26 protein-coding genes and 1 riboswitch are annotated in these 24,990 nt (G+C 71.7%); of the genes, 11 read left to right on the top strand and 15 right to left on the bottom strand.

Annotation, left to right across the window (positions count from 1 at the left end; translation table 11 throughout):
- Positions 1 to 42: 42 nt before the first annotated feature.
- The 3 genes from OG385_RS25195 to OG385_RS25185 form a co-directional block, all read right to left on the bottom strand.
- Positions 43 to 435 carry a DUF3040 domain-containing protein gene (locus OG385_RS25195; RefSeq protein ID WP_266857900.1) on the bottom strand — a complete coding sequence of 131 codons (393 nt, stop codon included), beginning with the start codon at positions 433 to 435 and terminating at the stop codon, positions 43 to 45.
- A gap of 248 nt (positions 436 to 683) precedes the next feature.
- Positions 684 to 1,442 carry a methyltransferase gene (locus tag OG385_RS25190; protein ID WP_266857898.1) on the bottom strand — a complete coding sequence of 253 codons (759 nt, stop codon included), beginning with the start codon at positions 1,440 to 1,442 and terminating at the stop codon, positions 684 to 686.
- A gap of 94 nt (positions 1,443 to 1,536) precedes the next feature.
- Positions 1,537 to 2,109 (bottom strand): SAV_6107 family HEPN domain-containing protein, encoded by a 573-nt coding sequence (locus OG385_RS25185; RefSeq protein WP_266857896.1) that lies wholly within the window; start codon positions 2,107 to 2,109, stop codon positions 1,537 to 1,539.
- 390 nt (positions 2,110 to 2,499) lie between these two features.
- On the opposite strand from OG385_RS25185, the gene OG385_RS25180 reads away from it, so the two are divergent.
- Positions 2,500 to 3,939, top strand: a complete 1,440-nt coding sequence (locus OG385_RS25180) for an NAD(P)/FAD-dependent oxidoreductase (RefSeq protein WP_266857894.1) — start codon at positions 2,500 to 2,502, stop codon at positions 3,937 to 3,939.
- 74 nt (positions 3,940 to 4,013) lie between these two features.
- Here OG385_RS25180 and OG385_RS25175 read toward each other — a convergent pair whose 3' ends face one another.
- The 5 genes from OG385_RS25175 to OG385_RS25155 form a co-directional block, all read right to left on the bottom strand.
- Positions 4,014 to 5,036, bottom strand: coding sequence for a hypothetical protein (locus tag OG385_RS25175; RefSeq protein ID WP_266857892.1), 1,023 nt, complete (start codon positions 5,034 to 5,036; stop codon positions 4,014 to 4,016).
- Positions 5,037 to 5,086: 50 nt separating this feature from the next.
- Complete coding sequence (gene metF / locus OG385_RS25170) at positions 5,087 to 6,004, bottom strand: methylenetetrahydrofolate reductase [NAD(P)H] (protein WP_266857890.1); 918 nt, start codon at positions 6,002 to 6,004, stop codon at positions 5,087 to 5,089.
- A gap of 184 nt (positions 6,005 to 6,188) precedes the next feature.
- Positions 6,189 to 6,851, bottom strand: a complete 663-nt coding sequence (gene thiE / locus OG385_RS25165; protein WP_266857888.1) for a thiamine phosphate synthase — start codon at positions 6,849 to 6,851, stop codon at positions 6,189 to 6,191.
- Positions 6,852 to 6,981: 130 nt separating this feature from the next.
- Positions 6,982 to 7,347, bottom strand: coding sequence for an Rv2175c family DNA-binding protein (locus OG385_RS25160; protein ID WP_266857886.1), 366 nt, complete (start codon positions 7,345 to 7,347; stop codon positions 6,982 to 6,984).
- 65 nt (positions 7,348 to 7,412) lie between these two features.
- The gene (locus tag OG385_RS25155) at positions 7,413 to 8,633 is read right to left on the bottom strand and encodes an NAD(P)/FAD-dependent oxidoreductase (protein WP_266857884.1); all 1,221 of its coding nucleotides are present in this window, start codon (positions 8,631 to 8,633) and stop codon (positions 7,413 to 7,415) included.
- A gap of 94 nt (positions 8,634 to 8,727) precedes the next feature.
- A riboswitch (TPP riboswitch) is annotated at positions 8,728 to 8,840 on the top strand.
- On the opposite strand from OG385_RS25155, the gene thiO reads away from it, so the two are divergent.
- From thiO to OG385_RS25130, 5 genes are all read left to right on the top strand, one after another.
- Positions 8,838 to 10,040 (top strand): glycine oxidase ThiO, encoded by a 1,203-nt coding sequence (gene thiO / locus OG385_RS25150; RefSeq protein WP_266857882.1) that lies wholly within the window; start codon positions 8,838 to 8,840, stop codon positions 10,038 to 10,040. Its footprint overlaps the riboswitch before it by 3 nt.
- Positions 10,037 to 10,288 carry a sulfur carrier protein ThiS gene (gene thiS, locus OG385_RS25145; protein WP_266857880.1) on the top strand — a complete coding sequence of 84 codons (252 nt, stop codon included), beginning with the start codon at positions 10,037 to 10,039 and terminating at the stop codon, positions 10,286 to 10,288. The genes thiO and thiS overlap by 4 nt, the downstream gene beginning before the upstream one ends.
- A 7-nt stretch (positions 10,289 to 10,295) precedes the next feature.
- The gene (locus OG385_RS25140) at positions 10,296 to 11,090 is read left to right on the top strand and encodes a thiazole synthase (protein ID WP_266857878.1); all 795 of its coding nucleotides are present in this window, start codon (positions 10,296 to 10,298) and stop codon (positions 11,088 to 11,090) included.
- 188 nt (positions 11,091 to 11,278) lie between these two features.
- Positions 11,279 to 13,222, top strand: a complete 1,944-nt coding sequence (gene pknB / locus OG385_RS25135; protein ID WP_266857876.1) for a Stk1 family PASTA domain-containing Ser/Thr kinase — start codon at positions 11,279 to 11,281, stop codon at positions 13,220 to 13,222.
- 7 nt (positions 13,223 to 13,229) lie between these two features.
- Complete coding sequence (locus OG385_RS25130; protein ID WP_266857874.1) at positions 13,230 to 14,081, top strand: deoxyribonuclease IV; 852 nt, start codon at positions 13,230 to 13,232, stop codon at positions 14,079 to 14,081.
- A gap of 53 nt (positions 14,082 to 14,134) precedes the next feature.
- On the opposite strand, the gene OG385_RS25125 is transcribed toward OG385_RS25130, so the two are convergent.
- Entirely contained in the window at positions 14,135 to 14,767 is a 633-nt protein-coding gene (locus OG385_RS25125; RefSeq protein ID WP_266857872.1) for a sulfite oxidase-like oxidoreductase, read from the bottom strand.
- Positions 14,768 to 14,921: 154 nt separating this feature from the next.
- Here OG385_RS25125 and bfr point away from each other — a divergent pair, with 154 nt between their 5' ends.
- A complete protein-coding gene (gene bfr, locus OG385_RS25120; RefSeq protein ID WP_266857870.1) occupies positions 14,922 to 15,401 on the top strand; it encodes a bacterioferritin in 480 nt (159 codons plus the stop codon).
- Positions 15,402 to 15,423: 22 nt separating this feature from the next.
- On the opposite strand, the gene OG385_RS25115 is transcribed toward bfr, so the two are convergent.
- Together OG385_RS25115 and OG385_RS25110 are read right to left on the bottom strand one after the other, a co-directional pair.
- A complete protein-coding gene (locus OG385_RS25115; RefSeq protein ID WP_266857868.1) occupies positions 15,424 to 15,681 on the bottom strand; it encodes a bacterioferritin-associated ferredoxin in 258 nt (85 codons plus the stop codon).
- 205 nt (positions 15,682 to 15,886) lie between these two features.
- Positions 15,887 to 17,242, bottom strand: a complete 1,356-nt coding sequence (locus OG385_RS25110) for a class II 3-deoxy-7-phosphoheptulonate synthase (RefSeq protein WP_266857866.1) — start codon at positions 17,240 to 17,242, stop codon at positions 15,887 to 15,889.
- Positions 17,243 to 17,292: 50 nt separating this feature from the next.
- On the opposite strand from OG385_RS25110, the gene OG385_RS37485 reads away from it, so the two are divergent.
- Both OG385_RS37485 and OG385_RS25105 read left to right on the top strand, forming a co-directional pair.
- Positions 17,293 to 17,403: a trp operon leader peptide gene (locus OG385_RS37485; RefSeq protein WP_353963171.1), complete on the top strand. Its 111-nt coding sequence runs from the start codon at positions 17,293 to 17,295 to the stop codon at positions 17,401 to 17,403.
- A gap of 117 nt (positions 17,404 to 17,520) precedes the next feature.
- Entirely contained in the window at positions 17,521 to 19,383 is a 1,863-nt protein-coding gene (locus OG385_RS25105; RefSeq protein WP_266857864.1) for an anthranilate synthase family protein, read from the top strand.
- A gap of 97 nt (positions 19,384 to 19,480) precedes the next feature.
- Here the strand turns inward: OG385_RS25105 and OG385_RS25100 are convergent, their stop codons facing one another.
- From OG385_RS25100 to OG385_RS25085, 4 genes are all read right to left on the bottom strand, one after another.
- Positions 19,481 to 20,509, bottom strand: a complete 1,029-nt coding sequence (locus OG385_RS25100) for a 6-phosphofructokinase (protein ID WP_266861148.1) — start codon at positions 20,507 to 20,509, stop codon at positions 19,481 to 19,483.
- 162 nt (positions 20,510 to 20,671) lie between these two features.
- Positions 20,672 to 21,361 (bottom strand): response regulator transcription factor, encoded by a 690-nt coding sequence (locus OG385_RS25095; RefSeq protein WP_266857862.1) that lies wholly within the window; start codon positions 21,359 to 21,361, stop codon positions 20,672 to 20,674.
- Positions 21,358 to 22,680 carry a MacS family sensor histidine kinase gene (locus OG385_RS25090; protein ID WP_266857860.1) on the bottom strand — a complete coding sequence of 441 codons (1,323 nt, stop codon included), beginning with the start codon at positions 22,678 to 22,680 and terminating at the stop codon, positions 21,358 to 21,360. Before OG385_RS25090 ends, OG385_RS25095 begins: the two co-directional genes overlap by 4 nt.
- A 27-nt stretch (positions 22,681 to 22,707) precedes the next feature.
- Positions 22,708 to 23,466, bottom strand: coding sequence for a 1-acyl-sn-glycerol-3-phosphate acyltransferase (locus OG385_RS25085; protein ID WP_266857858.1), 759 nt, complete (start codon positions 23,464 to 23,466; stop codon positions 22,708 to 22,710).
- Positions 23,467 to 23,626: 160 nt separating this feature from the next.
- On the opposite strand from OG385_RS25085, the gene OG385_RS25080 reads away from it, so the two are divergent.
- A complete protein-coding gene (locus OG385_RS25080; protein WP_266857856.1) occupies positions 23,627 to 24,406 on the top strand; it encodes a carboxylesterase in 780 nt (259 codons plus the stop codon).
- Positions 24,399 to 24,977, top strand: a complete 579-nt coding sequence (locus tag OG385_RS25075; protein ID WP_266857855.1) for a hypothetical protein — start codon at positions 24,399 to 24,401, stop codon at positions 24,975 to 24,977. Before OG385_RS25080 ends, OG385_RS25075 begins: the two co-directional genes overlap by 8 nt.
- Positions 24,978 to 24,990 lie beyond the last annotated feature (13 nt).

The raw sequence follows: 24,990 nt of genomic DNA, 5'->3' as shown, positions 1-24,990 counted from the left end.
CCGTTGCTGGTCCAGCGTTGGTCCATCGTCGGACAGCCGGGGTCAGTGCCCCTGTTCGTCGCGGCGGCGCTGCCAGCGCTCCTCGATGCGATTCATCACCGAACGGTGTTTCCTGGCCTGCCGGCCCGGGGCCGGGGCTCCGGCCTGTTGCTGTTCACCGGGCTTGGGCGCTTTGCGCCATCCGGTGACCGCGAGCACCGCGCAGCCGAGCATGACGAGGAACCCCACCACACTGATCCAGATCTGCTGAGCGACCATTCCTGCCATGAGGAGGGCGATACCCACCAGAAAGCCAGCGATCGCCTGGTACACCCGGCGACGGGTGTACGTACGCAGCCCGCTTCCCTCAAGCGCTGTCGCGAACTTGGGATCTTCGGCGTACAGCGCTCGCTCCATCTGCTCGAGCATGCGCTGCTCGTGCTCCGAGAGCGGCACGGAGTCCTCCTACTCGTCGGTCGCGGGGTACGACCGTGATGCGGCCCTTCCAGAATAGGCAGGGATTCGCCCCCGTGAAACCCGCCCTCTACGCCAATTCACCATCCGGGCCGCCATGCAGGCACAGCTGCCGGGGCGTGCATTCCCCGACGGCCGGACCGTCATGCCGGATGGTTACCCCGATCATACGGGGACTAGCCCCCGTATGGGGGGCCTGTGTGTCAGTCCGTGCGCGACTGCACTGCTGATCAGCCCTGCTTCTCGCCCAGAACGTGCAGCTGGGTGGCGACCGAGTGGAAGGCGGGCAGCTCCGCCGCGGCCGCCTCCAGCTTCAGCAGGGCCTCCAGGGCACCCGGCTCGGTGTCGACCAGAACCCCGGGAACCAGGTCGGCGAAGACCCGGACACCGTGCACCGCGCCGACCTCCAGACCGGCCGTGGTGACCAGCCCGGTGAGCTGTTCCGCGCTGAAGCGCCGGGGCACCGGGTCGCCGTCGCCCCAGCGTCCCGCCGGGTCCGTCAGCGCCTGCCTGGCTTCGCTGAAGTGCCCGGCCAGCGCCCGGGCCAGGACGGCGCCACCGAGCCCGGCGGCGAGCAGGCTGAGCGCGCCGGAGGGGCGGAGCGCGTCCACCGCGTTCCTGATGCCCTCGGCCGGGTCCTCCACGTATTCGAGGACGCCGTGGCAGAGCACCGCGTCGTATCCGCCGCGCTCCACCACGTCGAACAGGCCGAGCACATCGCCCTGCACCCCGCGCACCCGGTCCGCGACCCCGGCCTCCGCGGCCCTGCGCTCCAGGCCGAAGAGTGCGTTGGGGCTGGGGTCGACCACGGTGACCCGGTGACCGAGGAGGGCGACGGGCACCGCGAAGTTCCCGGTGCCGCCGCCGGTGTCCAGGACGTCCAGGGTGGACCGGCCGGACGCTTCGGCCCGACGGTCGAGGGCGTCCTTGAGTACGTCCCACACCACGGCGGTACGAAGGGAGGCGCGGGGGCGCGGCTGGTCCGACACGGCGGTTGACTCCTCGGCGCGGTGCCGCCGCGGACGGCGGGCCGTAGACAGCAAAGACTGGCTCCCACCCTATTGCCTTGGAAGGTCCCCCTGGTCACCCCACGTGCTCACCCCGTGGAGGTTGCTCCGTCCCGGGCCGCGGCAGCACCGGCTGGAGGGCCAGCAACCGCTCGACCAGGCGCAGGAACATGGCCGCGTCGCGCAGCAGATCGTCGGCGTCGCGGCTGCTCGCCGCGCCCGGTATACCGGCCTCGGCCCTGGCCCTGCGGCCGGCTCCGGAGGCGAAGAGGGCACTCCACTCGGTCAGCTCGGGCGCGAGCTCCGGCAGCAGCTCCCAGGCCGTACGGATGGCGTTCCGGCGGCGGGCGCCGCCCGCTTTCCGGCGCGGCACCGCCTCGGGCCTGGCCCGCGAGGCGAGGACCGCGGCGGCGGTACGCAGCGCGGCGAGGTGGGCCGTCGCGTACCGCTCGTTGGGCGCTTCGAGCCCGGCGGCCTCGTCCAGTCCGGCCCGCGCCTGGGTCAGCAGGTCGAGGGCGGCAGCGGGCGCCGTGGTGCGGCGCGCGACCGGGTGGATGTCGCCCGCGGGGACGAATGGAGCGGGGACGAGTGAAGGGGCAGGGGCGGTGACACGGTGCTGGTGCGCTGGTGCGGCGTTCGAGCCAGCCATGACGGAACCTCCTGTCGTCGCGTGACGGCACTGTGGCCGTCTGTGCCCATCGTGCGGGCCACCACTGACAATCGGCTCTGACCTGGGCCTTCACAAAGAAAGAGCGCCGCCCGTCCCGGCCCGGTCTCCCGGGCCGTTCCTGGCGGCGCTTCCCCCGTACTCCCCCGCTGTACTCCCCCGTACATCCCGTACTCGTCGGGGGAGCCGCGCCGTTCCGCCGCCCCGTGTCGGCAGTGCCGGCGCTGCGCCCCTTCCGTGTCCCACACTCTGCCGTCTTCGCAGGTGGGGGCCCATCCGCGTAACTACTCATCTCTGCCTCTAGGTACGGATACTCAGACGTGTGTGCGCCGCCCCACCGGGGGCGCGCAGGGCACCGATAAAGTTCCCGCCATGGCACGGATTGCGGTGATCGGCGCCGGGATGGGCGCCATGGCGGCTGCCGCCCGGCTGGCTGTGGCAGGCCACCGGGTGACGGTGTACGAACGTACGGCGACCCACGGCGGGGCGGTGGGCCGCTTCGCACGCGACGGCTTCGCCTTCGACACCGGGCCCGGACTGCTCCAACTGCCCGCCGTCTACCGCGACTTGTTCGTGAAGACGGGCCGTGAACCGCTGGAGCAGTGCGTCGAACTCGTGCAGGTGGACCCGGCGAGCCGCCATCTCTTCGACGACGGGACCGACGTCGTGCTGCCGAACGCCTCACGCGCCGGGGCCGTCGCGGCCCTGGACGCGGCGCTGGGCGGCGGCGCGGGCGCCCGCTGGGGTGCGTTCCTCGACCGGGCGCGGGAGACCTGGGACAGGACCAGGCGCCCGCTCCTCGAAGAGCCGCTGCCCGCCGATCCCGGCCCGCTCGGCCGCGATCCGTACCCGGCGCTCAGGACCGGGCTGCTGCGGCGCGGCACGTCCACGCTCGGCGAGATCGGCGGCAGGGAGCTGCGGGATCCGAGGCTGGCCGCCCTGCTGGCGAGCTACGCGCTGTCCTACGGTTTCGATCCGCTGACCGCGCCGGCGTCGGCGGCCGTTCTGCCGTACATGGAGCAGACCTTCGGCAACTGGTACGTGCGCGGGGGGATGCGCGCGCTGGCGGACGCGGTGTACGCGCGGTGCCTGGCGCGGAAGGTCGAGTTCGTCTTCTCGGCCGAGGTCACCGGCGTACGCGAGAAGGACGGCCGGGCCTGTGGTCTGGAGCTGGCCGACGGGAGTGGCGTCGATGCCGATCAGGTGGTCGCGGGCGCCCCGTTGCCGTCGGCCCTCGGGTGGCCGCACCGGGAGACGGACCTGCGGACCGGACGGTTCGTGGTCTGCCTCGCGCTGCGCGGGGACCGGGAAGCGGGCACCGTCCACCGCACCGTGGTGCACCGGACGGAGCGCGCCCTGCCGATGGTGACGGTGCTGCGCCCGGACGATCCGGCGCTGGTCCCGGGCCCGGGTCACGAGTCCCTCACACTGACGGTCACCGTGCCGGTCATCGGCGGGACCGTCGGCGGCGCGCAGGAGTGGGCCACCGAGGAACACGCTGCGGCGTTCGCCGACCGGGTGGTGGCAGCCGCGGAGACCGCCGCGCCCGGGCTGCGCGAGCGCGTGCTGTGGCGCGAGGTACGGACCCCCGCCGACACCCTGCGGGAAACCGGTTCACTCCAGGTGCCGGGGCCCGCCCTGGCCGGTGCGCAGGGGCAGTTGCTGCCCGCCCCCAACCGGTCGCCGCTGCCCGGCCTGTATCTGGCGGGCGGCTGGTCGCACCCGGGCGGCGGACTCGCCCACGCCGGAATGTCCGGGGCGCTGGCCGCCGGGCTGATCGTCGAGGGCGAGGGGTTCCGCGGCTCGCAGTGAGCACCCGGCGGACGGCACGGCACCGGCCGCCCGCGCCGGGTCACCGCGTCCCCGCCCGGCGCCGCCGCCGGCGCTCAGTACCGCTGCTGCTCGTTGTAGCCGTTGTGACCGCTCTGGTACGGCGGCTGCCCCGGGTGCTCGGGGTGCTCGGGGTGCTCGTCGTACTGCGGGGTGTACGGGGCGCCGTACGCCGGTTCGGTGTCGCGCTGCTGCGGGACCCAGACCCCGCCGGGCGGGGTGTCGTTGGCGTACTGGTCCGCGTACGGATCGGTGTACTGCTGCTGGCCTCCGTAGGAGGCTCCGTACTGGCCCGCGCCGATGTACGGGTCCGAGTAGGCGGAGTACTGCTGCTGCTCGCCGCCGTAGCCGTACTGGCCGTCGTACGACTGGCCGTTCTGGCCGTTGCGGTCGTAGCCGGAGCCGTACTGCGCTCCGGTTCCGTACGCCGTGTCGCTGTATATGCCGTACTGGCCGGTGTCGTCGGGCATCGGCTGCGGGGCGTAGACGCCGGCGGCCATCGGCTCGGGGGTCTGCGACTGCGGGGAGCCGGCGGGGTCCGCGGTGTGCGGCGGGTAGGCGGACCCGTCGTAGCCGGAGCCCTCGTCCGTCCCGTAGCCGCCGGCGCCGTACGCGGGCTGCCCGTAGCCGTCGTGATCCTGGTCCTGGCCGTGGCCGTGCTGCGCGAAGGCGTCCTCGTGGCCGCCCCGCTGCGTGCCGTCCAGCTGGTCCTGGCTGCCCGGCTGCTCCTGCCCGGGCTGCTCGTACTCCAGGTCCGAGACTTCGAGTACCGGGTCCTTCGCCGCGCTCCCGCCGCGTGCCCTGCGCCGTTTCTTCTCCCGGGGTGCGCCCTTTATGGCCCAGCCGGTCGAGAAGCCGCGCCGGAAGGAGAGCGTGACGTACAGCTGGCCGACGGCGAACGCGATGGCCCCGACCACGATCACCGGCACGGAGTGCAGCAGCACACCGATGACCACGCCGAGGAATCCGGCGAAGGCGAGCAGCCGCCAGCGCAGCCTGGCCTTGTACTGGAGGAGCACTTCGCCCAGCAGCCACAGCGCGACGAATGCGAACCCGACATAGAGGACCGTCCAGCCCATGTACGCCCCTCTCTGCGGCCACCGCCCCGTGCGGGGGGCGGATGTGCCGGTCAGGACTGCTTGTGCAGTCCGAGATTCTCGTAGATTTCGAGGGTCGCGGTGGAGTTGTTCAGCGTGATGAAGTGCAGCCCAGGGACATCCTCGGAGAGCAGCCTCGCGCAGAACTCCGTAGCGAACTCGATGCCAATGGAGCGTACAGCGGCCGGGTCGTCCTTGACCGCGTGGATGCGCTCTTTCAGGTCGGACGGGAAGTGTGCGTTGCTGAGCTGTGCGAACCGGTCCAACTGCCGCACATTGGTGATCGGCATGACTTCCGGAATGACCGGGGTGTCGCAGCCGGCGGCGACGACCCGCTCGCGCATCCGCAGGTAGTCCTCCGGGTCGAAGAACATCTGGGTGATCGCGTAGTCGGCACCGGCGCGGCACTTGTCGGTGAAATGCCGGATGTCGCTCTCCCAGTTCTCCGAGCGCGGGTGCATCTCGGGGAAGGCCGCGACGCCGACGCAGAAGTCGCCGGACTCCTTGATCAGCCGGACCAGGTCGGCGGCGTACATGACGCCTTCCGGATGCTTGACCCACTCGCCCATCGGGTCACCGGGCGGGTCGCCGCGCACGGCCAGGATGTTGCGGATTCCGGCGTCCGCGTACTGGCCGATGATGTTGCGGAGCTCGGCGACGGAGTGGTCGACGGCCGTGAGGTGCGCGACCGGGGTGAGCGTGGTGTCGGACGCGATCTGCTCGGTGGCCCTGACCGTGCCCGCACGCGACGAACCGCCCGCGCCGTAGGTCACGGAGACGAAGCTGGGTGCCACCGCCTCGACGCGGCGCAGCGCGTTCCAGAGGTTCCGCTCGCCCTTCTCGGTCTTGGGCGCCCAGAACTCGAAGGAGTACAGCGTCCTGCCGGTCGCGAGCAGGTCACGCACGGTCGGGGCGTGGTCGGTTCTGGTGGATGAGGTGCCGAAGGCCATACGGGCAGATTAGTCAGGGCTTGCCGCTACCCCAACCACGCCGAGACCTTATGACCGATTTGCGAGATAGTTGTCCACCCATCGGACACTTCCCGGATCCTCCGGAACTGCCGCGTCCGCTTCCCTGCCGGGCTCACCGCCCGGCCCCTGCCGACTTACCCTCCTGGACTCCCGGCCCGGCTCCCTACCCGGCTTCCTGCCCGGTACGGGCCCGGACCCGGGCGGCGAGAGCAGCAGCGGCGGCGGCCGGGTCGTCCGCCTCGGTGATCGCGCGGACGACCACCACCCGGCGCGCTCCCGCGTCCAGCACCTCGTCCAGGTTGCCCGCGTCGATCCCGCCGATCGCGAACCAGGGGCGCGAGGTGGTGAGCGCCGCCGCGTACCGCACGAGGCCGAGCCCCGGTGCGTACCGTCCCGGCTTGGTCGGGGTGGGCCAGCAGGGGCCGGTGCAGAAGTAGTCCACGCCCGGCTCCGCGGCGGCCGCGTCCACCTCGGACTCGGCGTGGGTCGAGCGGCCGATGAGCACGTCGGGGCCGAGCAGCGCACGGGCCGCGGGCACCGGCAGGTCGCCCTGGCCCAGGTGCAGCACGTCGGACGCGATGGCGTGTGCGACATCCGCCCGGTCGTTGACCGCGAGCAGCTTGCCGTGCCGGCGGCAGGCATCGGCGAAGACCCGGAGGTGGTCCAGCTCCTCGGCCGCCTCCATGCCCTTGTCCCGGAGCTGGACGATGTCCACGCCGTTGGCCAGGACTGCGTCCAGGAACTCGGGCAGGTCCCCCTGGCGCCTGCGCGCGTCCGTGCAGAGGTACAGGCGGGCATCGGACAGCGGTGCGGGTGCGGTGGACATCGGGCGTTCCCCCCATGGACGGCGGCGGGCTGCCGGGCCGTTGGACAGCTGGGCGGCCGGACAGCGATGGACCGCGGTGTACGGCCCGGGGCGGGCCCGGTCCGTACACCGCGAGGTGATCACACTCTGCTCAGAGGGCGAGCGCCTGGGCCCGGCGCTTCACCTCCGTCCCGCGATTCTCGCTCAACGCCTGCGCGGGCGTGCCGGGCAGGGTCTCGTCGGGGGTGAAGAGCCACTCCAGCATCTCCTCGTCGCTGAAGCCGTCGTCCCGCAGGAGCGTCAGGGTCCCGGAGAGGCCCTTGACCACTTTGGTGCCGTCGATGAAGGCGGCGGGCACCTGGAGCGCCCTGTTCTCACCACGGCGTACGGCGATGAGCTTGCCGTCCTTGACCAGCTGGCGTACGCGGGTCACCTCGATGTCGAACATCTCGGCGATATCGGGGAGGTGCAGCCAGGCGGGGATGAGAGCATCGGTTTTTGCGTCAATCTCGGTCACGGGACAAGCCTGCCATCCCGCACTGACAGCCGATACCCGGACTCAGCCCTTCAGGGCGCGCGCCGTCACGGCCGGCTCACCTCCCGGCGGACCGCCGACTTGAGCGGCACGGCGGGGTCGGCGGCGCGGACCGGGTCCACCGGGGCTCCCGACTCGATGAGCTTGCGGCCCTGGGCCAGGTCCCGGGGCCTGCCGACGGCGAGCACCGCGACCAGCCGCTCCTCCCGCAGCCAGCAGACCGACCAGGCCGAACCCGACGGGTCGCCGCGCCGGATCAGGGTGTCGGCGGCCGCGTGGTGGCCCGCGTACTGGACGAAGCGGCCGAACTGCTCGGACCAGAAGTACGGCACCGGGTCGTAGATCTGCGGCGTCTCGCCGATCACGTCCGCCGCTACCGTGCGCGGCCCCTGGAGGGCATTGTCCCAGTGGTGGACCAGCAGCCGCTCGCCGTACCGGCGGGAGGGGAAGGACGCGCAGTCGCCGACCGCGTACACATCGGCGACCGAGGTGCGCAGCCGTTCGTCGGCCGTGACCGAGCCGTCGGCGCCCAGCGCGATGCCCGAGCCGGCCAGCCAGCCGGTCGCGGGCCTGGCCCCGATGCCGACGAGGACGGCCCCGGCCGGCAGCCGCCGCCCGGACTCCAGGACCACGGCGCCCGGCTCGACACGGGCCACGCGCGCGTGGGTGACGAGTTCGGCTCCGCTGTCGGCGTACCAGTCGGCCATGGGCGCCGCGATCTCGGCCGGCAGCGCCCCGGCCAGGGGCCGGCCGGCCGCCTCCACGACCGTCACGGCGCACCCCGCCTCGCGGGCGGCCGTGGCGAACTCGGCGCCGATCCAGCCCGCGCCGACCACCACGACGTCCCGCCGCTCGGCGAGAACGGCCCGCAGCCGCCCCGCGTCGTCGAGGGTGCGCAGCAGATGGACGCCGGGGACGCCCTCGCTGCCGGGCAGCGTGACCGGACCGGCACCGGTGGCGACGACCAGCGACCCGTACGGGACGGGGCCGCGCGCGGTGTCCAGCTCCCGGTCGTGCGGGCGTACGCCGGTCACCTCGCACCCCAGCAGCAGCTCGACCCCGAGCGCGCCGAAGTCGACGTCGAAGGCGGAGCCATCGGCCTTGCCGAGCAGCACGGACTTGGAGAGCGGCGGTCTGTCGTACGGCTGGTGGGGCTCCTCACCGATCAGCGTGACGGGTCCGGTGAAGCCCTGGTCCCGCAGGGCGACAGCGGTCTGCACTCCGGCCATGCCCGCACCGGCGATGACGACGTTCCTCGGCTCACTCACCCGGTCACCATAAACAGCTGACACACCGTCAGGACAGGGGGCCGCCCGGGGACGCCTTACGGGGCGGCGGGGACCGGGGTTAGGCTGGCCGGGCTGAACCACTCGCGGGAGTCCGGGCGCACCGGGCTGAGAGGGAGGCTGGACGGCCTCCGACCGTACGAACCTGATCCGGGTCATGCCGGCGAAGGGAGGGGCTGGACGCCCATGCACGCACACCACTCCAACCAGCACGCACACCGCGCCGACACCTCGGACGCGCTGCCGGACGTACTGGTCGTCGGAGGCGGGATCATCGGTCTCGTCACCGCCTGGCGGTCGGCGCAGCGCGGACTGCGCACCGCGGTCGCCGACCCGCAGCCGGGCGGCGGAGCCGCACAGGTCGCGGCCGGGATGCTGGCGGCCGTCACGGAACTCCACTACGGCGAGCAGGTCCTGCTCGGGCTGAACCTGGAGTCCGCCCGCCGCTATCCGGCGTTCGCCGCCGAGCTGGAGGAGGCTTCAGGACAGGATCTCGGCTACCGCTCCTGCGGCACCCTCGCCGTGGCGCTCGACCTCGACGACCGGGCACATCTGCGGGAGCTGCACGCACTTCAGCGCCGCTCGGGCCTGGAGTCCGAGTGGCTCACGGGGCGCGAGTGCAGGCGCCTCGAACCGATGCTCGCGCCGGGCGTACGCGGCGGGCTGCGGGTGGACGGCGACCACCAGGTGGACCCACGACGGCTGGCGAAGGCGCTGCTCACCGCGTGCGAGCGGGCCGGGGTCGTCTTCCACCGCGACCGGGCCGAGCGTCTGACGGTGGAGCGCGGCCGGGCCACCGGTGTGGTGCTCGCCGGCGGCGTCGCGCTCAGCGCCGGCCAGGTGGTGCTGGCGGCCGGCAGCCGCAGCGGACAGCTCGCGGGCGTACCGGCCGACGTGCTTCCGCCCGTACGCCCGGTCAAGGGGCAGGTGCTGCGGCTGACGGTGCCGCCGGTGTACGCGCCGTTCCTCAGCCGGACCGTCCGGGCGGTCGTCCGGGGCAGCCACCTCTATCTGGTCCCGCGCGAGAACGGCGAACTTGTGATCGGCGCGACCAGCGAGGAGCTGGGCTGGGACACCACGGTCACCGCGGGCGGGGTGTACGAACTGCTCCGCGACGCCCATGAGCTGGTGCCCGGCATCACCGAACTCCCGCTCACCGAGACGATCGCGGGGCTGCGTCCCGCGTCGCCCGACAACGCGCCGCTGCTCGGCCCGAGCGCGCTGCCCGGCCTTCTGCTGGCCACCGGCCACTTCCGCAACGGTGTGCTGCTCACCCCCGTCACCGGCGATGTGATGGCCGAACTGCTCACCACCGGGGAGCTGCCCGCCGAGGCCCGCGCCTTCACTCCCCGGCGCTTCTCCCCCGTACAACAGGAGCAGTCCGCATGAACATGCCTCCCACACCCACGGACGTGCCGCCGGCCGATGCGCCGCCGGTCGCTGTGTCGGTCAACGGCGAACCCCGCAGGATCGCGCCGGGCACCACCGTCGATGTGCTGGTCACCGGCCTCACCAGCGCTCCGTCGGGGGTCGCCGCCGCGGTCAACGAGACCGTCGTACCCCGGGGCCTGTGGTCCCGCACCCCGCTCGGCGACGGCGACCGCGTCGAGATCCTCACCGCAGTCCAAGGAGGCTGAACCGGACATGGCAGACGATCCCCTCACTCTCGCGGACGCCGTCTTCTCCTCCCGGCTGATCATGGGGACCGGCGGTGCGCCGAGCCTCGATGTGCTGGAGAGGTCCCTGATCGCGTCGGGCACCGAACTCACGACGGTCGCGATGCGCCGCCTCGATCCCACGGTGCAGGGCTCGGTCCTCTCGGTGCTCGACAAGCTCGCCATCAAGGTGCTGCCGAACACCGCCGGCTGCTTCACGGCGGGCGAGGCGGTCCTGACCGCCCGCCTGGCCCGTGAGGCGCTGGGCACGGACTGGATCAAACTGGAGGTCGTGGCGGACGAGCACACCCTGCTGCCCGACCCGGTGGAGCTGCTCGACGCCGCCGAGACACTGGTCGACGACGGCTTCACGGTCCTGCCGTACACGAACGACGACCCGGTCCTGGCCCGGCGGCTGGAGGAGGCGGGCTGCGCGGCGATCATGCCGCTCGGCTCCCCCATCGGCTCCGGGCTCGGTATCCGCAACCCGCACAACTTCCAGCTCATCGTGGAGCGGGCCGGAGTGCCGGTGATCCTCGACGCGGGGGCCGGTACGGCGTCGGACGCGGCGCTGGCGATGGAGCTGGGGTGCGCGGCCGTGATGCTGGCGTCGGCGGTGACGCGCGCGCAGGAGCCGGAGCTGATGGCGTCGGCGATGCGGCGGGGCGTGGAGGCGGGCCGGCTCGCGTACCGGGCGGGCCGGATCCCCCGGAGGCACTTCGCCCGGGCGTCGTCACCGGAGGAGGGCCGTGCGGCCCTCGATCCGGAGCGGCCCGCCTTCTGAGGGGCGCGCGGCCCTCCACCGGAGCGGCCCGCGTTCCAGGGCCTCCCACTCGGATCGGGCGGGGGCCGCGGAGGGGTGTGATGCCTTCCCCGTGGCCCCCGCCCGCCCTGTCACAGCTCGGCTTCAGTCGCGGCCGATTCACCAGGACGGCTTAGGCCCTGTCAGCGCCGACTCGTACACTCGCCAGCGTGGATACGACGCTTGGTGACCCGCAAGCCCCGCTCGTCGGGCAGCTGCTCGACGGCCGCTACCGGGTGGAGGCGTGCATCGCCATCGGTGGCATGGCCACGGTCTACCGGGCCGTCGACACCCGTCTGGACCGGGTGGTCGCCCTCAAGGTGATGCACCCCGCGCTGGCGGTCGACGCCACGTTCGTGGAGCGGTTCATCCGCGAGGCCAAGTCCGTCGCACGCCTCGACCACCCCAATGTGGTCGGCATGTTCGACCAGGGCGCGGACGGCGCGCATGTCTATCTGGCGATGGAGTACGTCGCCGGGTGCACGCTGCGCGACGTCCTGCGCGAGCGGGGCGCGCTGTGCCCCCGCGCCGCCCTGGACATCCTGGAGCCGGTGCTGGCCGCACTCGGCGCCGCGCACCGGGCCGGATTCGTCCACCGCGACATGAAGCCGGAGAACGTCCTGATCGGGGACGACGGCCGGGTCAAGGTCGCCGATTTCGGCCTCGTCCGGGCCGTGGACACCGAGACGAACAGCACGGGCACCATCCTGGGCACCGTCTCCTATCTGGCCCCCGAGCAGATCGAGCAGGGCACGGCCGACACCCGGGCGGACGTGTACGCCTGCGGTGTGGTGCTGTACGAGATGCTGACCGGCGCCAAACCGCACAGCGGCGACACCGCCGCCCAGGTCCTCTACCAGCACCTCAACGAAGGCGTGCCCGCGCCGTCCGCCGCCGTACCGGGGCTCGCCGCCCGGCTGGACGGCCTGGTGGCGAGCGCCACCGCCCGGCACCCCGATGACCGGCCGTACGACGCCGTGGCGCTGCTCGGCCAGGTCCGTGAGGCCCGTGCCGCACTGAGCGACGCCGAGCTGGATGCCGTACCGCCGCAGGCGCTCCCGAGCGGGCCGATGGACTCCCGGGCGGCCGGGGCCGGCTCTTCCGAGGACCGTACGGATGTGATCCGGCGCCCGCTGCCCGCCGCGGGGATCAACCGGACCAGCCGTCTGGTGATGCCCCCCGCGGAGGAGCCCGAGCCCGGACGGCGGCCCGTGCGACGCGGCCGACGGACCCGCCGCGGTCTGGTCGCGTCGGTCGTCGCCGTCCTTCTGGTACTGGGGGTCGGCGCCGGTGTCTGGTACATCAACTCGGGCCAGTTCACCCGGGTCCCCTCACTCCTCGGCCAGCCCGAGAAGGCCGCGAAGTCGCGGCTGTCGGCCGCCGGTCTCGACGTGAAGAAGACCGAGCACAAATTCAGCGACACCTACGACCGCGGCCAGGTCATGAGCAGCAGTCCGGCGTCGGGCGCCCGCATCCGGGACAACGACGCGGTGTCCCTGGTCGTCTCGCGCGGGCCCGAGATCGTCCGGGTGCCGCACGTCGGGGGTGAGCCGCTCGCACAGGCCCGGCAGGATCTGAAGAAGGCCGGACTGGCCTCCGGCATGGTCACCAAGGAGTTCAGCGAAGACGTCGACCGCGGCAAGGTGATCCGTACGGACCCGGCGTCCGGCACCCGGCACGCCGGTTCCGCGATCGCCCTGGTCGTCTCCAAGGGCGCCCCGGTCGACGTACCGGATGTCACGGGCGAGTCCCTGGAGGACGCCCGCGCCGACCTGCAGGACGAGAACCTCAAGGTCGTGGTCGCACCGGGGCGGATCAACTCCCCCGAGGACGCCGGGCAGATCGCCAAACAGTCACCCGCCGACGGGGCCCGGGCGGCGGAGGGCGACACCGTCACGCTGACGGTGTCCAAGGGCCCCCGGATGATCACCGTCCCCGATGTCACGGGCGACAACGTGGACGACGCCAAGAGCGCGCTCACCGACAAGGGCTTCAAGGTCCATGTCGACAAGCCGTTCCTGTCCTTCAGCGACACCGTCGACACCCAGTCCGTCGACGGCGGCAGCCAGGCCCCCGAGGGCAGCACCATCACCATCAAGACCAAGGGACTCTGAACACACCGTGCGCAACCCCATCGGCGGCCATGTCCCCGTGGCCGGCGGCCTCGCCAGGGCCGGACTGTCCTACGCCCGTGAACTGGGCGCGGAGACCGTGCAGGTCTTCGTGGCCAACCCGCGCGGCTGGGCCACCCCCACCGGGAACCCGGACCAGGACGAGCAGTTCCGCAAGGAGTGCGCGAACGAGTCGATCGCGGCCTATGTGCACGCGCCGTATCTGATCAACTTCGGCTCGCACACGGCCGCGACCGTGGAGAAGTCGGTGGAGTCCCTGCGCCACTCACTGCGCCGGGGCCGGGAGATCGGCGCGCTGGGCGTCGTCGTGCACACCGGCTCCGCGACCGGCGGCCGTCCGCGGTCCGAGGCGCTCGCGCAGGTCCGTACGCATCTGCTGCCGCTGCTCGACGAGCTGACCCACGACGACGACCCGTTCCTGCTGCTCGAATCGACGGCGGGCCAGGGCTCCTCGCTCTGCTCACGCACCTGGGACTTCGGCCCGTACTTCGAGGCGCTCGACTCCCACCCGCGGCTCGGCGTCTGCCTGGACACCTGCCACATCCACGCGGCCGGGCACGACCTCGCGGGTCCCGGCGGGATGGACCAGACCCTGGACCTCCTCGTGGACACCGTCGGCGAGGGCAGGCTCAAGCTGATCCACGCCAATGACTCCAAGGAAGCCACGGGCGCCCACAAGGACCGGCACGAGAACATCGGCGCGGGTCATATCGGGGCGGAGCCGTTCAGGGAACTGCTCGCCCACCCGGCGACCGAGGGGGTGCCGCTGATCATCGAGACCCCCGGCGGCAAGGAGGGGCACACGGCGGACGTGGCCCGCCTGAAGTCGCTCCGCCTCTGAGGAAACCCCTGAACAATTCCGCTGAACGGTTCCACCACCGGTGAGCAGCCCGCTCAGAGCTCGGGGCCGTCGCCGGGGCCTTCCTGGTACGAGTAGCGCTGCTCCTGCCAGGGGTCGCCGAGATTGTGGTACCCGCGCTCCTCCCAGAAGCCACGGCGGTCCGCGGTCATGTACTCGATCCCGCGGACCCATTTCGGGCCCTTCCAGGCGTAGAGCTTCGGTACGACGAGACGCAGCGGGAACCCGTGCTCGGCGGTCAGCAGCTCACCGGCCTTGTGGGTCGCGAAGAGAGTCTTCGCATCTGTGAATTCCGCCAGGCGCAGATTGGCGCTGTAGCCGTACTCGGCCCAGACCATCACATGGGTGACCTGGGGCGCGGGCGGTGCCAGCTCGACCAGGGTCCGGGCCCGTACGCCGCCCCATTCGGCCGACAGCATGGAGAACTTCGTCACGCAGTGCAGGTCGGCGACCACGGTGGAGAACGGCAGAGCCGAGAACTCCTCGTGGTTCCAGCAGTGCTTCTCACCGTCCGCGGTGGCGCCGAAGACCCGGAATTCCCACCGGTCGGGCTTGAATTTGGGGACGGGGCCGTAGTGCGTCACCGGCCAGCCGCGCTGCAGCCGCTGCCCCGGCGGGAGCTCGGACTGCACCGCTCCCTGTTGCTCCCGGCTCTCCGGCTGACCCATGTATCCATGGTGACAGACCTCGCGGGGTGGTCATGACCAGGTCTGCACCGATGAGGTCAACTCGTACTAAGCCTGCACTTACTGGACTGCCCCGGTGGGCGGTGACAGGATGCGCGGAATCTGCCCGGATCCACCCCTGGAAGGAGCCTCTGCGATGCAGGGCGACCCCGAGGTCATCGAGTTTCTCAACGAGCAGCTGACCGGAGAGCTCACGGCGATCAACCAGTACTTCCTGCACGCGAAGATGCAGGAGAACTTCGGCTGGACCAAGCTCGCGAAATACACCAGGTCCGAGTCGTTCGACGAGATGAAGCACGCCGAGATCCTCACCGACCGGATCCTCTTCCTGGAGGGGCTGCCGAACTACCAGCGGCTCTTCCACGTACGGGTGGGCCAGACGGTCACCGAGATGTTCCAGGCGGACCGGCAGGTCGAGGCCGAGGCCATCGACCGGCTCCGGCGCGGGATCGAGGTCATGCGCAACAAGGGCGACATCACATCCGCGAACATCTTCGAGTCGATCCTGGCGGACGAGGAACACCACATCGACTATCTCGACACCCAGCTGGAGCTGGTCGAGAAACTCGGTGAGCCGCTCTACATCGCCCAGCTGATCGAGCAGCCGGAGAGCTGAGAGGGACGGGCCGGGGCGGGGCTCAGGCGGCTTCGGGGAGCGGTGATCCGGCGGGCTCCGGCCGGCCGACGGGCTCCTGTGCGGGCTGCCGCCGCCCGTCGAGCAGTTCACGGCGGGGGCAGCTTCCCCGGCCGAGGAGCGCCTGGATGCTGCGTACGCAGCCGCCGCAGTCCGTACCGGCCTTGCAGGCCGACGCTATTTCGCGGGGGGTGCAGGCACCGGCGTCCGCGTGGTCCTTCACCTGCTTCTCGGTCACGCCGAAGCACGAGCAGACATACACGCGGGTTCACCTCCCGGACGGGATCGCTGACGACGGGCACCACCCCGAAGCAGCTTCAGCAGCTTCGGTGAGGCAATCCTAACCTTACCCGCCGCTCCGGGGGTGCAAAAGGGCCGTGGGGTCCGGATCGCTGTGATCCGCGCCCCACGGCCCTTTCCGCTGTACTGCCGGTGTCGCTGTCCTGCCGGTACCGCTGTCCTGCCGCCTACTGCGCCCGGTACATCTCCGCGACCAGGAACGCCAGGTCGAGCGACTGGCTGCGGTTGAGCCGCGGGTCGCAGGCCGTCTCGTAGCGCTGGTGCAGGTCGTCGACGAAGATCTCGTCGCCGCCGCCCACGCACTCGGTGACGTCGTCACCGGTCAGCTCGACATGGATGCCGCCGGGGTGCGTGCCGAGGCTCTTGTGGACCTCGAAGAAGCCCTTGACCTCGTCGAGCACGTCGTCGAAGCGGCGGGTCTTGTGGCCGGACGCCGCCTCGAAGGTGTTGCCGTGCATCGGGTCCGTGACCCAGACGACCTGGGCGCCGGACGCGGTGACCTTCTCGACCAGGTTCGGCAGCTTGTCGCGGACCTTGTCGGCGCCCATCCTGACGATGAAGGTCAGCCGGCCGGGCTCGCGGTCCGGGTCCAGCCGCTCGATGTAGCTGAGCGCCTCCTCCGGCGTGGTCGTCGGGCCGAGCTTCACGCCGATCGGGTTGCGGATCTGCGAGGCGAACTCGATGTGCGCGTGGTCCAGCTGCCGGGTGCGCTCGCCGACCCAGACCATGTGGCCGGACGTGTCGTAGAGCTTGCCGGTACGGGAGTCCGTGCGGGTCAGCGCCGACTCGTAGTCGAGGAGCAGCGCCTCGTGCGAGGCGTAGAACTCGACCGCGCGGAACTCCGCCGGGTCGGTCCCGCACGCCTTCATGAAGTTGAGCGCGCTGTCGATCTCGCGGGCGAGCTGCTCGTAACGCTGCCCGGACGGCGAGGACTTCACGAAGTCCTGGTTCCAGGCGTGCACCTGGCGCAGGTCGGCGTAGCCGCCGGTGGTGAAGGCGCGGACCAGGTTCAGCGTCGAGGCGGACGCGTGGTACATCCGCTTGAGCCGCTCGGGGTCCGGGATCCGGGACTTCTCGTCGAAGTCGAAGCCGTTGACCGAGTCACCGCGGTACGTCGGGAGCGTCACGCCGTCGCGGGTCTCGGTGCCCTTGGAGCGCGGCTTGGAGTACTGCCCCGCGATCCGGCCGACCTTCACCACGGGCACGGAGGCCGCGTAGGTGAGCACGGCGCTCATCTGCAGCAGCGTCTTCAGCTTCGCCCTGATCTGCTCCGCGGACACGGCGTCGAAGGCCTCGGCGCAGTCCCCGCCCTGAAGCAGGAACGCCTCGCCCCTGGCCACGGCTCCCAGACGCTCGCGCAGCTGGTCGCACTCGCCCGCGAAGACGAGCGGCGGATACGACGTGAGGTCCGCGATCACATCGCGCAGGGCTCCGGCATCCGGGTACTCGGGCTGCTGCACCGCGGGAAGGTGTCGCCAGGCCGCCTCTGCGGCGGGGGTTTGGGTTTCAGCGTTCACGGTCACACCGCCAACAGTACGGGGTCACCGTCACCGGTTCTGGTGGTGCCCGGTGGATGAGACGGACGGGCATCCCGGACGGGCATCGCCGATGCGCTACAGTCCCGACCATGTTCGCGACGACGATTCGAAACTGGTGGTGGACCGCTCATCCGGCGGCCCACTGACATCGCGCGCACAGACGAAGCGAAGGCCGCCCGAGGGGCGGCCTTCCGTGTTTCCACCGGCCGTTCCTCTCCGTATCCCCTCCCCGCACCGCGGGGCGCCCGGAAGGAACAACCCCGATGCTCATCAGCGCACTGCTGGACGACCACCGCCCCTTCGCCCTGCTGCGCAGGCGTGCTCCCGGCCATGACCACGACACGGTCGAGCTGCTGACCGGCGAGGTCCACGAGGTGGCACGGCTCGCGGACATCCCGGACGGCGGCAGCGGTCCGGTGCTGGCCCTGGTGCCGTTCCGGCAGATCGCGGAGCGCGGTTTCGACGTACGCGACGACGGGACTCCGCTGGCGGTGCTGGTCGCCGACGAGACGTACGAGCTGCCGCTCGGCGAGGTGCTCGACCAGCTGCCCGCCCACGGCGTGCAGGTCGAGGACGGCGGCTTCGACATCAGCGACGACGCCTACCGGGAGATCGTCGGACGGGTCGTCGCGGACGAGATCGGCCGCGGCGAAGGGGCGAACTTCGTCATCCGCCGTACGTACACGGGCTCGGTCCCCGGCTTCGGACGGGCGGACGCGCTGGCCCTCTTCCGGCGGCTGCTCGACGGTGAGCGGGGCGCGTACTGGACCTTCGTGGTGCACACCGGGGAGCGCACCCTGGTCGGCGCGAGCCCGGAGGTGCACGTCCGGATGTCCGGCGGGACGGTCGTGATGAACCCGATCAGCGGGACCTTCCGCTATCCGCCGGAGGGGCCGACCACCGAGGCGCTGCTTGAGTTCCTCGGCGACCGCAAGGAGACCGATGAGCTCTCCATGGTGGTGGACGAGGAGCTGAAGATGATGTGCACCGTCGGCGACATGGGCGGGGTCGTCGTCGGACCGCGGCTGAAGGAGATGGCCCATCTCGCGCACACCGAGTACGAGTTGCGGGGCCGCAGCTCGATGGATGTGCGGGAGGTGCTGAAGGAGACGATGTTCGCGGCGACTGTCACCGGTTCGCCGGTGCAGAACGCCTGCCGGGTCATCGAGCGGTACGAGGCGGACGGGCGCGGCTACTACGCGGGCGCGCTGGCGCTCATCGGGCGCGACGCGGGCGGGGCGCAGACGCTGGACTCGCCGATCCTGATCCGTACGGCGGACATCTCGGCCGGGGGCGCGCTGCGGGTCTCGGTCGGCGCCACGCTCGTACGCCACTCGGACCCGGCGAGCGAGGTCGCCGAGACCCATGCCAAGGGGGCGGGGGTGCTGACGGCCCTCGGAGTGCGGGAGGGCCGGCCCCGCCGGGAGACGGCGGGGCCGCGGCTCGCGGACGACCCCCGGGTGCGGGCCGCCCTGGAGTCGCGGCGGGCCGACCTCGCGCCGTTCTGGCTGCGGATGCAGGAGACGACCGCCACCGTGGCGGGCCATGCACTGGTGGTGGACGCGGAGGACACCTTCACCTCGATGCTGGCGCATCTGCTGCGGTCCTCGGGGCTGGAGGTGACGGTGCGGCGGTACGACGAGCCCGGTCTGCGGGAGAGCGTCCTGGGGCACCGGGGCCCGGTGGTGCTCGGCCCGGGGCCCGGCAACCCGGCGGACCGGACCGACCCGAAGATGCGGTTCCTGCGGGGGCTCACCGCGGAGCTGGTCCGCGACCACCGGCACGGGCTGCTCGGGGTGTGTCTGGGCCATGAGCTGCTGGCGGCCGAACTGGGCCTGGAGATCGTCCGGAAGGCGGTCCCCCACCAGGGCGCCCAGGAGCGCATCGACTTCTTCGGACGCCAGGAGACGGTCGGGTTCTACAACTCGTACACGGCGCGGTGCGACGACAGCGCGGCGGCGGAGCTGGCGATGCACCGGATCGAGCTGAGCCGTGAACCGGTCGGCGGCGAGGTGCACGCGCTGCGCGGGGACGGGTTCGCCGGTGTGCAGTTCCACCCCGAGTCGGTACTGACGAAGAACGGCGCCCGTCTCGTGGCCGGGCTGCTGGCGGGGGTGCTGGTGTAGACGGCCGTCCGGCGCGGACAGCGGACGTACGGCGCTGGTGCACGGCGTAGTGCGCGGGCCCGCTCAGCCTCGGCGGCGCGGGCCCGCCCGCCCGGGCTCAGCCGAAGAAGACCCCGGCCTCACGGTAGAGCGCGGGGTCGACCGTCTTGAGCCGTGCGGTCGCCTCGGCGATCGGCACCCGCACGATGTCCGTCCCGCTGAGGGCGACCATCTTGCCGAAGTCCCCGTCGCGTACGGCGTCGATCGCGTGCAGGCCGAACCGGGTGGCCAGCCAGCGGTCGAAGGCGCTGGGGGTGCCGCCGCGCTGGACATGGCCGAGGACGGTGGTGCGGGCCTCCTTGCCGGTCCGCTTCTCGATCTCGGTGGCGAGCCATTCGCCGACCCCGGAGAGCCGGGTGTGGCCGAAGGAGTCGAGGGTGCCGTCCTTGAGCACCGCGTCGCCGTCCCTGGGCATCGCTCCCTCGGCGACGACCACGATCGGGGCGTACGAGGCGCGGAAGCGCGAAGTCACCCAGGAGCAGACCTGGTCGATGTCGAAGCGCTGCTCGGGGATGAGGATGACGTTGGCGCCGCCGGCCAGCCCGGAGTGCAGGGCGATCCACCCCGCGTGCCGGCCCATCACCTCGACCACCAGGACGCGCATATGTGATTCGGCGGTGGTGTGGAGGCGGTCGATGGCCTCGGTCGCGATACCCACCGCCGTGTCGAACCCGAAGGTGTAGTCGGTGGCCGAGAGGTCGTTGTCGATGGTCTTCGGTACGCCGACACAGGGGACCCGGTACTCGTCCCAGAGGCGGCCGGCCACGCCCAGCGTGTCCTCGCCGCCGATCACGATCAGCGCGTCGACCCCGTCCCGTGCGAGGTTCTCCCGTACCCGGTCGACGCCGTCCCCGGTGCGGAACGGGTTGGTGCGCGACGAGCCGAGGATGGTGCCGCCGCGCGGCAGGATCCCGCGCACCTCCGGGATGCCGAGTGTGACGGTGTCGCCCTCCAGGGGGCCGCGCCAGCCGTCCTTGAATCCGGTGAACCCGAAGCCGTATTCCTGCACGCCCTTGCGGACGGCAGCCCGGATGACCGCGTTGAGCCCGGGGCAGTCGCCGCCCCCGGTCAGCACTCCGACCCGCATGGAACCACGTCCCTTCGCAGTGGAAGACACCGTTCGCAGTGGAAGACACCGCCGTCCACGCTACGGTGACCCAGGTCACAAAGGGATAGGGCGGAAGGTCAATTCCCGCCCTGCCGGGTGCGGTTGGCCTTGACTGCCGCGGCCTGTTCCGGACGAAGGGCTCTAGGCATCATCGAGGCCGCGCTCTATCGCGTACCGCACGAGCTCCACACGGTTGTGCAGCTGGAGCTTGCCCAGGGTGTTCTGTACGTGGTTCTGCACGGTGCGGTGCGAGATGACCAGGCGTTCGGCGATCTGCTTGTAGCTCAGCCCCTTCGCGACCAGCCGCAGCACCTCGGTCTCCCGCTCGGTGAGCTGCGGGGCCTTCGGCTCGTCGGAGGCCGCGGGCGCCGGGTCGGACGCGAGTCTGCGGTACTCGCCGAGCACCAGGCCCGCCAGGCCCGGCGTGAACACCGGGTCGCCTGCCGCGGTGCTGCGGACGGCGTCCGAGAGCTCCTGTGTACTGGCCGACTTCAGCAGATAGCCGGTGGCGCCGGACTTCACCGCCTCCAGTACGTCGGCGTGCTCACCGCTCGCCGAGAGCACCAGGACCCGGAGCCCGGGGTCGGCTCCGACCAGCTCCTTGCAGACCTGTACGCCCGGCATGCCCGGCAGGTTGAGGTCGAGCACCAGGACGTCGGGGGTGACGGCCCTGGCCCGCCGCACCGCCTGCGGGCCGTCGCCCGCCGTGGCGACGACGTCGAAGCCGGCGGCCGCCAGATCCCGGGCGACCGCGTCCCGCCACATCGGGTGGTCGTCGACCACCATCACCTTGACCGTCCGCTGCTCACTCATCCGGTTCCGCTCGCTCATGTCCGTCCGCTCCCCCGTGCGTTCCGCTTGTGCCCCGGATCCCGCGTGCTCCTCGGGACTTTCAGTTCCACCTCGGTGCCCTGACCCGGTACCGAGATCAGCTCGGCGCTGCCACCCAGATCCCGCAGCCGGCCGCGGATGGAGAGAGCGACACCGAGACGCCCCTCCCCCTCGGCGACCGCGAGCCTCCCCGCCGGGATACCGGGGCCGTCGTCCCGTACGGTCACGATCACCTCGTCCGGCTCGTCCTCCAACAGGATCCACGCCCGGGCTCCGCTGCCCGCGTGTCTGCGGACATTGTCCAGGGCGGCACTGACAGCCGCGGCGAGCTCCTTCGCGGCCACCGGCTCCAGGAACACCGGAGCACCCGGTTCCGCGAAGGTCACCCGCGATCCGGCGTTCGGGGCGAGCAGCGCCCGCAGGTCGCAGGGCCCCGGCTCAGGCCCGCCGGCTTCCCGCGCACCGGGCTCCCGTCCGGCCCCGTACCCGCCGCCCCGCCTGTCCGGTCCGTCCCGTCCATCCGGTCCGTCCCCGTCAGTGCCGCCGGGAGCCCCGTCGGTGCTGACGGGGTCCCGGGCCGGCGGGACGAGACCGCTGGAGACCAGGGTGCGCAGGGCCACCTCCTGCTCCCCCGCCATCCTGCCGAGCTCGGCCGACTCCCCGCCCAGCTCGGCGCCACGCCGCTGCACCATGGCCAGCACCTGGAGCACGCTGTCGTGGATGTCGCGGGCCAGCCGCTCCCGCTCACGGGTGGCCGCCTCGATCTCCAGGGCGCGCGCGAGAGTGCGCTCGGAAGCCCGGGCGACCTCGACGATGTAGCCGATGGCGATGGAGGCGATCCACACCAGGATCACGTTGTGGATGGTGTCCCCGCTGGGCTCACCGCGCTCGGTGACGTTGGCGACCGCCACCAGCGACGACGCGAAGGCGGCCCAGCGCCAGCCGCCCTTGATGGCGAAGGCCAGGACGGAGCCGGCGGTCCATATGGACGGCATCGTCGTGGCGCCCCCGACGACCCGGGCGTGCGAGTCGGCGACGGGCGTCAGCAGGATGCCCGCGAGGGCGACGGTGAGATCGGCGCCCAGGAAGCGCTTGGTGCAGCGGGCGGCGTTGGCCACCCTGGGAAGGGTCGCCAGGGTCCAGACGGTCAGTACCGCGAAGTAGCCGATGGCCACCCACGGGCGGTGGAACTCCCGGTAGGCGAAAGCGAACAGCAGGATCGCGTAGACCATCGTCAGCACGCGGTACGCGGTCAGAGCCCGCCACAGGGGCAGCTCCACCGACATCCGTACGACGCGCTCGCGCCGGTCCTTCGCCATCACACCCACCCCTGACGGACAGTACGGCTAGCTGCCGGACCCGTCCGCCCCGTCGCTCTTCTCTCCGGCCCCGGCGGCCTCGGCGGCCTTCCGGGCCTTGTCCTCGTCCGCGATCCGGCGCTTGGCAGCGGTCGCGTAGATGTCCACGTACTCCTGGCCGGAGAGCTTCATGATCTCGTACATGACCTCGTCGGTCACCGAGCGCAGGATGAACCGGTCGTTCTCCATGCCGTAGTAGCGGCTGAAGTCGAGCGGCTTGCCGATCCTGATGCCCGGCCGCATCAGCTTGGGCATGACCTGTCCGGGCGGCTGGATCTTCTCGGTGTCGATCATCGCGACGGGGATGACGGGGGCACCGGACGCCAGCGCCACCCGGGCGAGGCCTCCGGGCTTGCCCCGGTAGAGGCGGCCGTCCGGTGAGCGGGTGCCCTCCGGGTAGATCCCGAAGAGTTCGCCCCGGGCCAGCACCTCGACACCACTCCTGATCGCGGCCTCACCCGCGCCGCGGCTGCCCGAGCGGTCGACCGGCAGCTGGCCGACGCCCTTGAAGAAAGCGGCGGTGAGCTTCCCTTTCACACCGGGCGACGTGAAGTACTCGGCCTTGGCGATGAAGGTGACCTTGCGGTCCATCACGGCGGGCAGGAAGAAGGAGTCCGAGAACGACAGATGGTTGCTCGCGAGGATGGCGGGCCCCTCCGCGGGGATGTTCTCAAGCCCTTCCACCCAGGGCCTGAAGGCGACCTTCAGAGATCCCCCGATGGCGAACTTCATTGCGCCGTAGATCAACTCGCATGCCTTCCTGTGACGGTCGGACCGACCATATCCCGCGCGGGGCGTGCGCCCCCGGCCATCCGCCCCCGGTCCTGGGGTGACGGCCCTGGTCGGTGTCGGTCCGGTCGCGTACGGTGAAGTACACCTTTCGAGACCTGACGAACAGGAGACCCCGGTGCCGGTGCTTCCTGGAGCCGAGCCCTACCGCCACGAAGGCGGAGAGACCGGCGTCCTCCTCTGCCATGGATTCACCGGATCGCCGCAGTCGCTGCGGCCCTGGGCCGGGTATCTGGCCGAGCAGGGACTGACGGTCTCGCTGCCGCTGCTTCCGGGGCACGGCACGCGCTGGCAGGACATGCAGGTCACCGGCTGGCAGGACTGGTACGCGGAGGTGGACCGCGAGCTGCGCGCCCTGCTCGACCGGTGCGAGCGGGTCTTCGTCTTCGGCCTCTCGATGGGCGGCGCGCTGGCCCTGCGGCTGGCCGCCAAGCACGGCCACTCGGTGAGCGGCCTCGTCCTGGTCAACCCGCTGAACAAGGTGCACGGCCTCGCGGCGCAGGCGCTCCCGGTCGCCCGGCATCTGGTGCGTACGACGAAGGGGATCGCCAGCGACATCGCGCTGGGCGGCTCCGTCGAGGTGGGTTACGACCGGGTGCCGCTGCACTGCGCCCACTCGCTGCGGCGTTTCTGCCGGCTGGTGGACCGTGAACTGCCCCAGGTCACTCAGCCGTTGCTGCTGCTGCACAGCGCCGAGGACCATGTGGTGCGGCCCTCGGACTCGGCCCGCATCCTCAGCCGGGTCTCGTCGACGGACGTCGAGGAGGTCCTGCTGGAACAGAGCTACCACGTGGCGACGTTGGACCACGATGCGGAGCGGATTTTCGAGCAGAGCCACGCGTTCATCGGCCGCCTCGCTCCGAGCGTCGGGATGAAGGGGAGCACCACCGGTGGCTGAGAACGAGGCGGAGCGCGAACCGCAGCCGATCGACGAGGAAGCGGTGTGGGCGGCGATCGTCGCGGGGTACGGCGAGGAGCCCGCCGATCCCGCGGGCACCAAGCCCTTCAAGTCGGTGGAGGACCTCGCCCTGCTGGAGGAGGGGGTCAACGCCGACGGGGCCCGGGAGCCGGCGGCCGAGGAACCGGACGCGGACGCCGAGCCCGGTCCGGCGAGCGGGCCCGGCCGGCCGCTGGGCAGCTCGGTCGTCTTTGCCCCGGGCGTCGGCGGCCCGCGCGACCACGGCCTGGCGCAGCCGTCCGACGACGACCTCGGCCCTTCGGACGAGGGCCACTTCGTCCAGCCCGACCCGGATCTCCCCGAGGCGGACGTCACAGCGAAGTTCGCGTGGCTGGCCGTCGTGGGCGGGCCGGTGCTGCTGATCCTCGCCGTGGTGCTGAGCTGGGACATGACGTGGTGGCTCGCGACGCTCGGTATCGGCGGGTTCCTCGGCGGGTTCGCGGCGCTGGTGGTGCGGATGGGGCCGGGGGACGACGACGAGGACGATCCCGGCCGGGGCGCCGTGGTCTAGGACTGCTGCCCTT

The sequence above is a fragment of the Streptomyces sp. NBC_01306 genome, assembly GCF_026340465.1.
In the GTDB taxonomy this organism is placed as follows: Bacteria; Actinomycetota; Actinomycetes; order Streptomycetales; family Streptomycetaceae; genus Streptomyces.
This window is presented reverse-complemented; position numbering and strand designations above follow the sequence as displayed.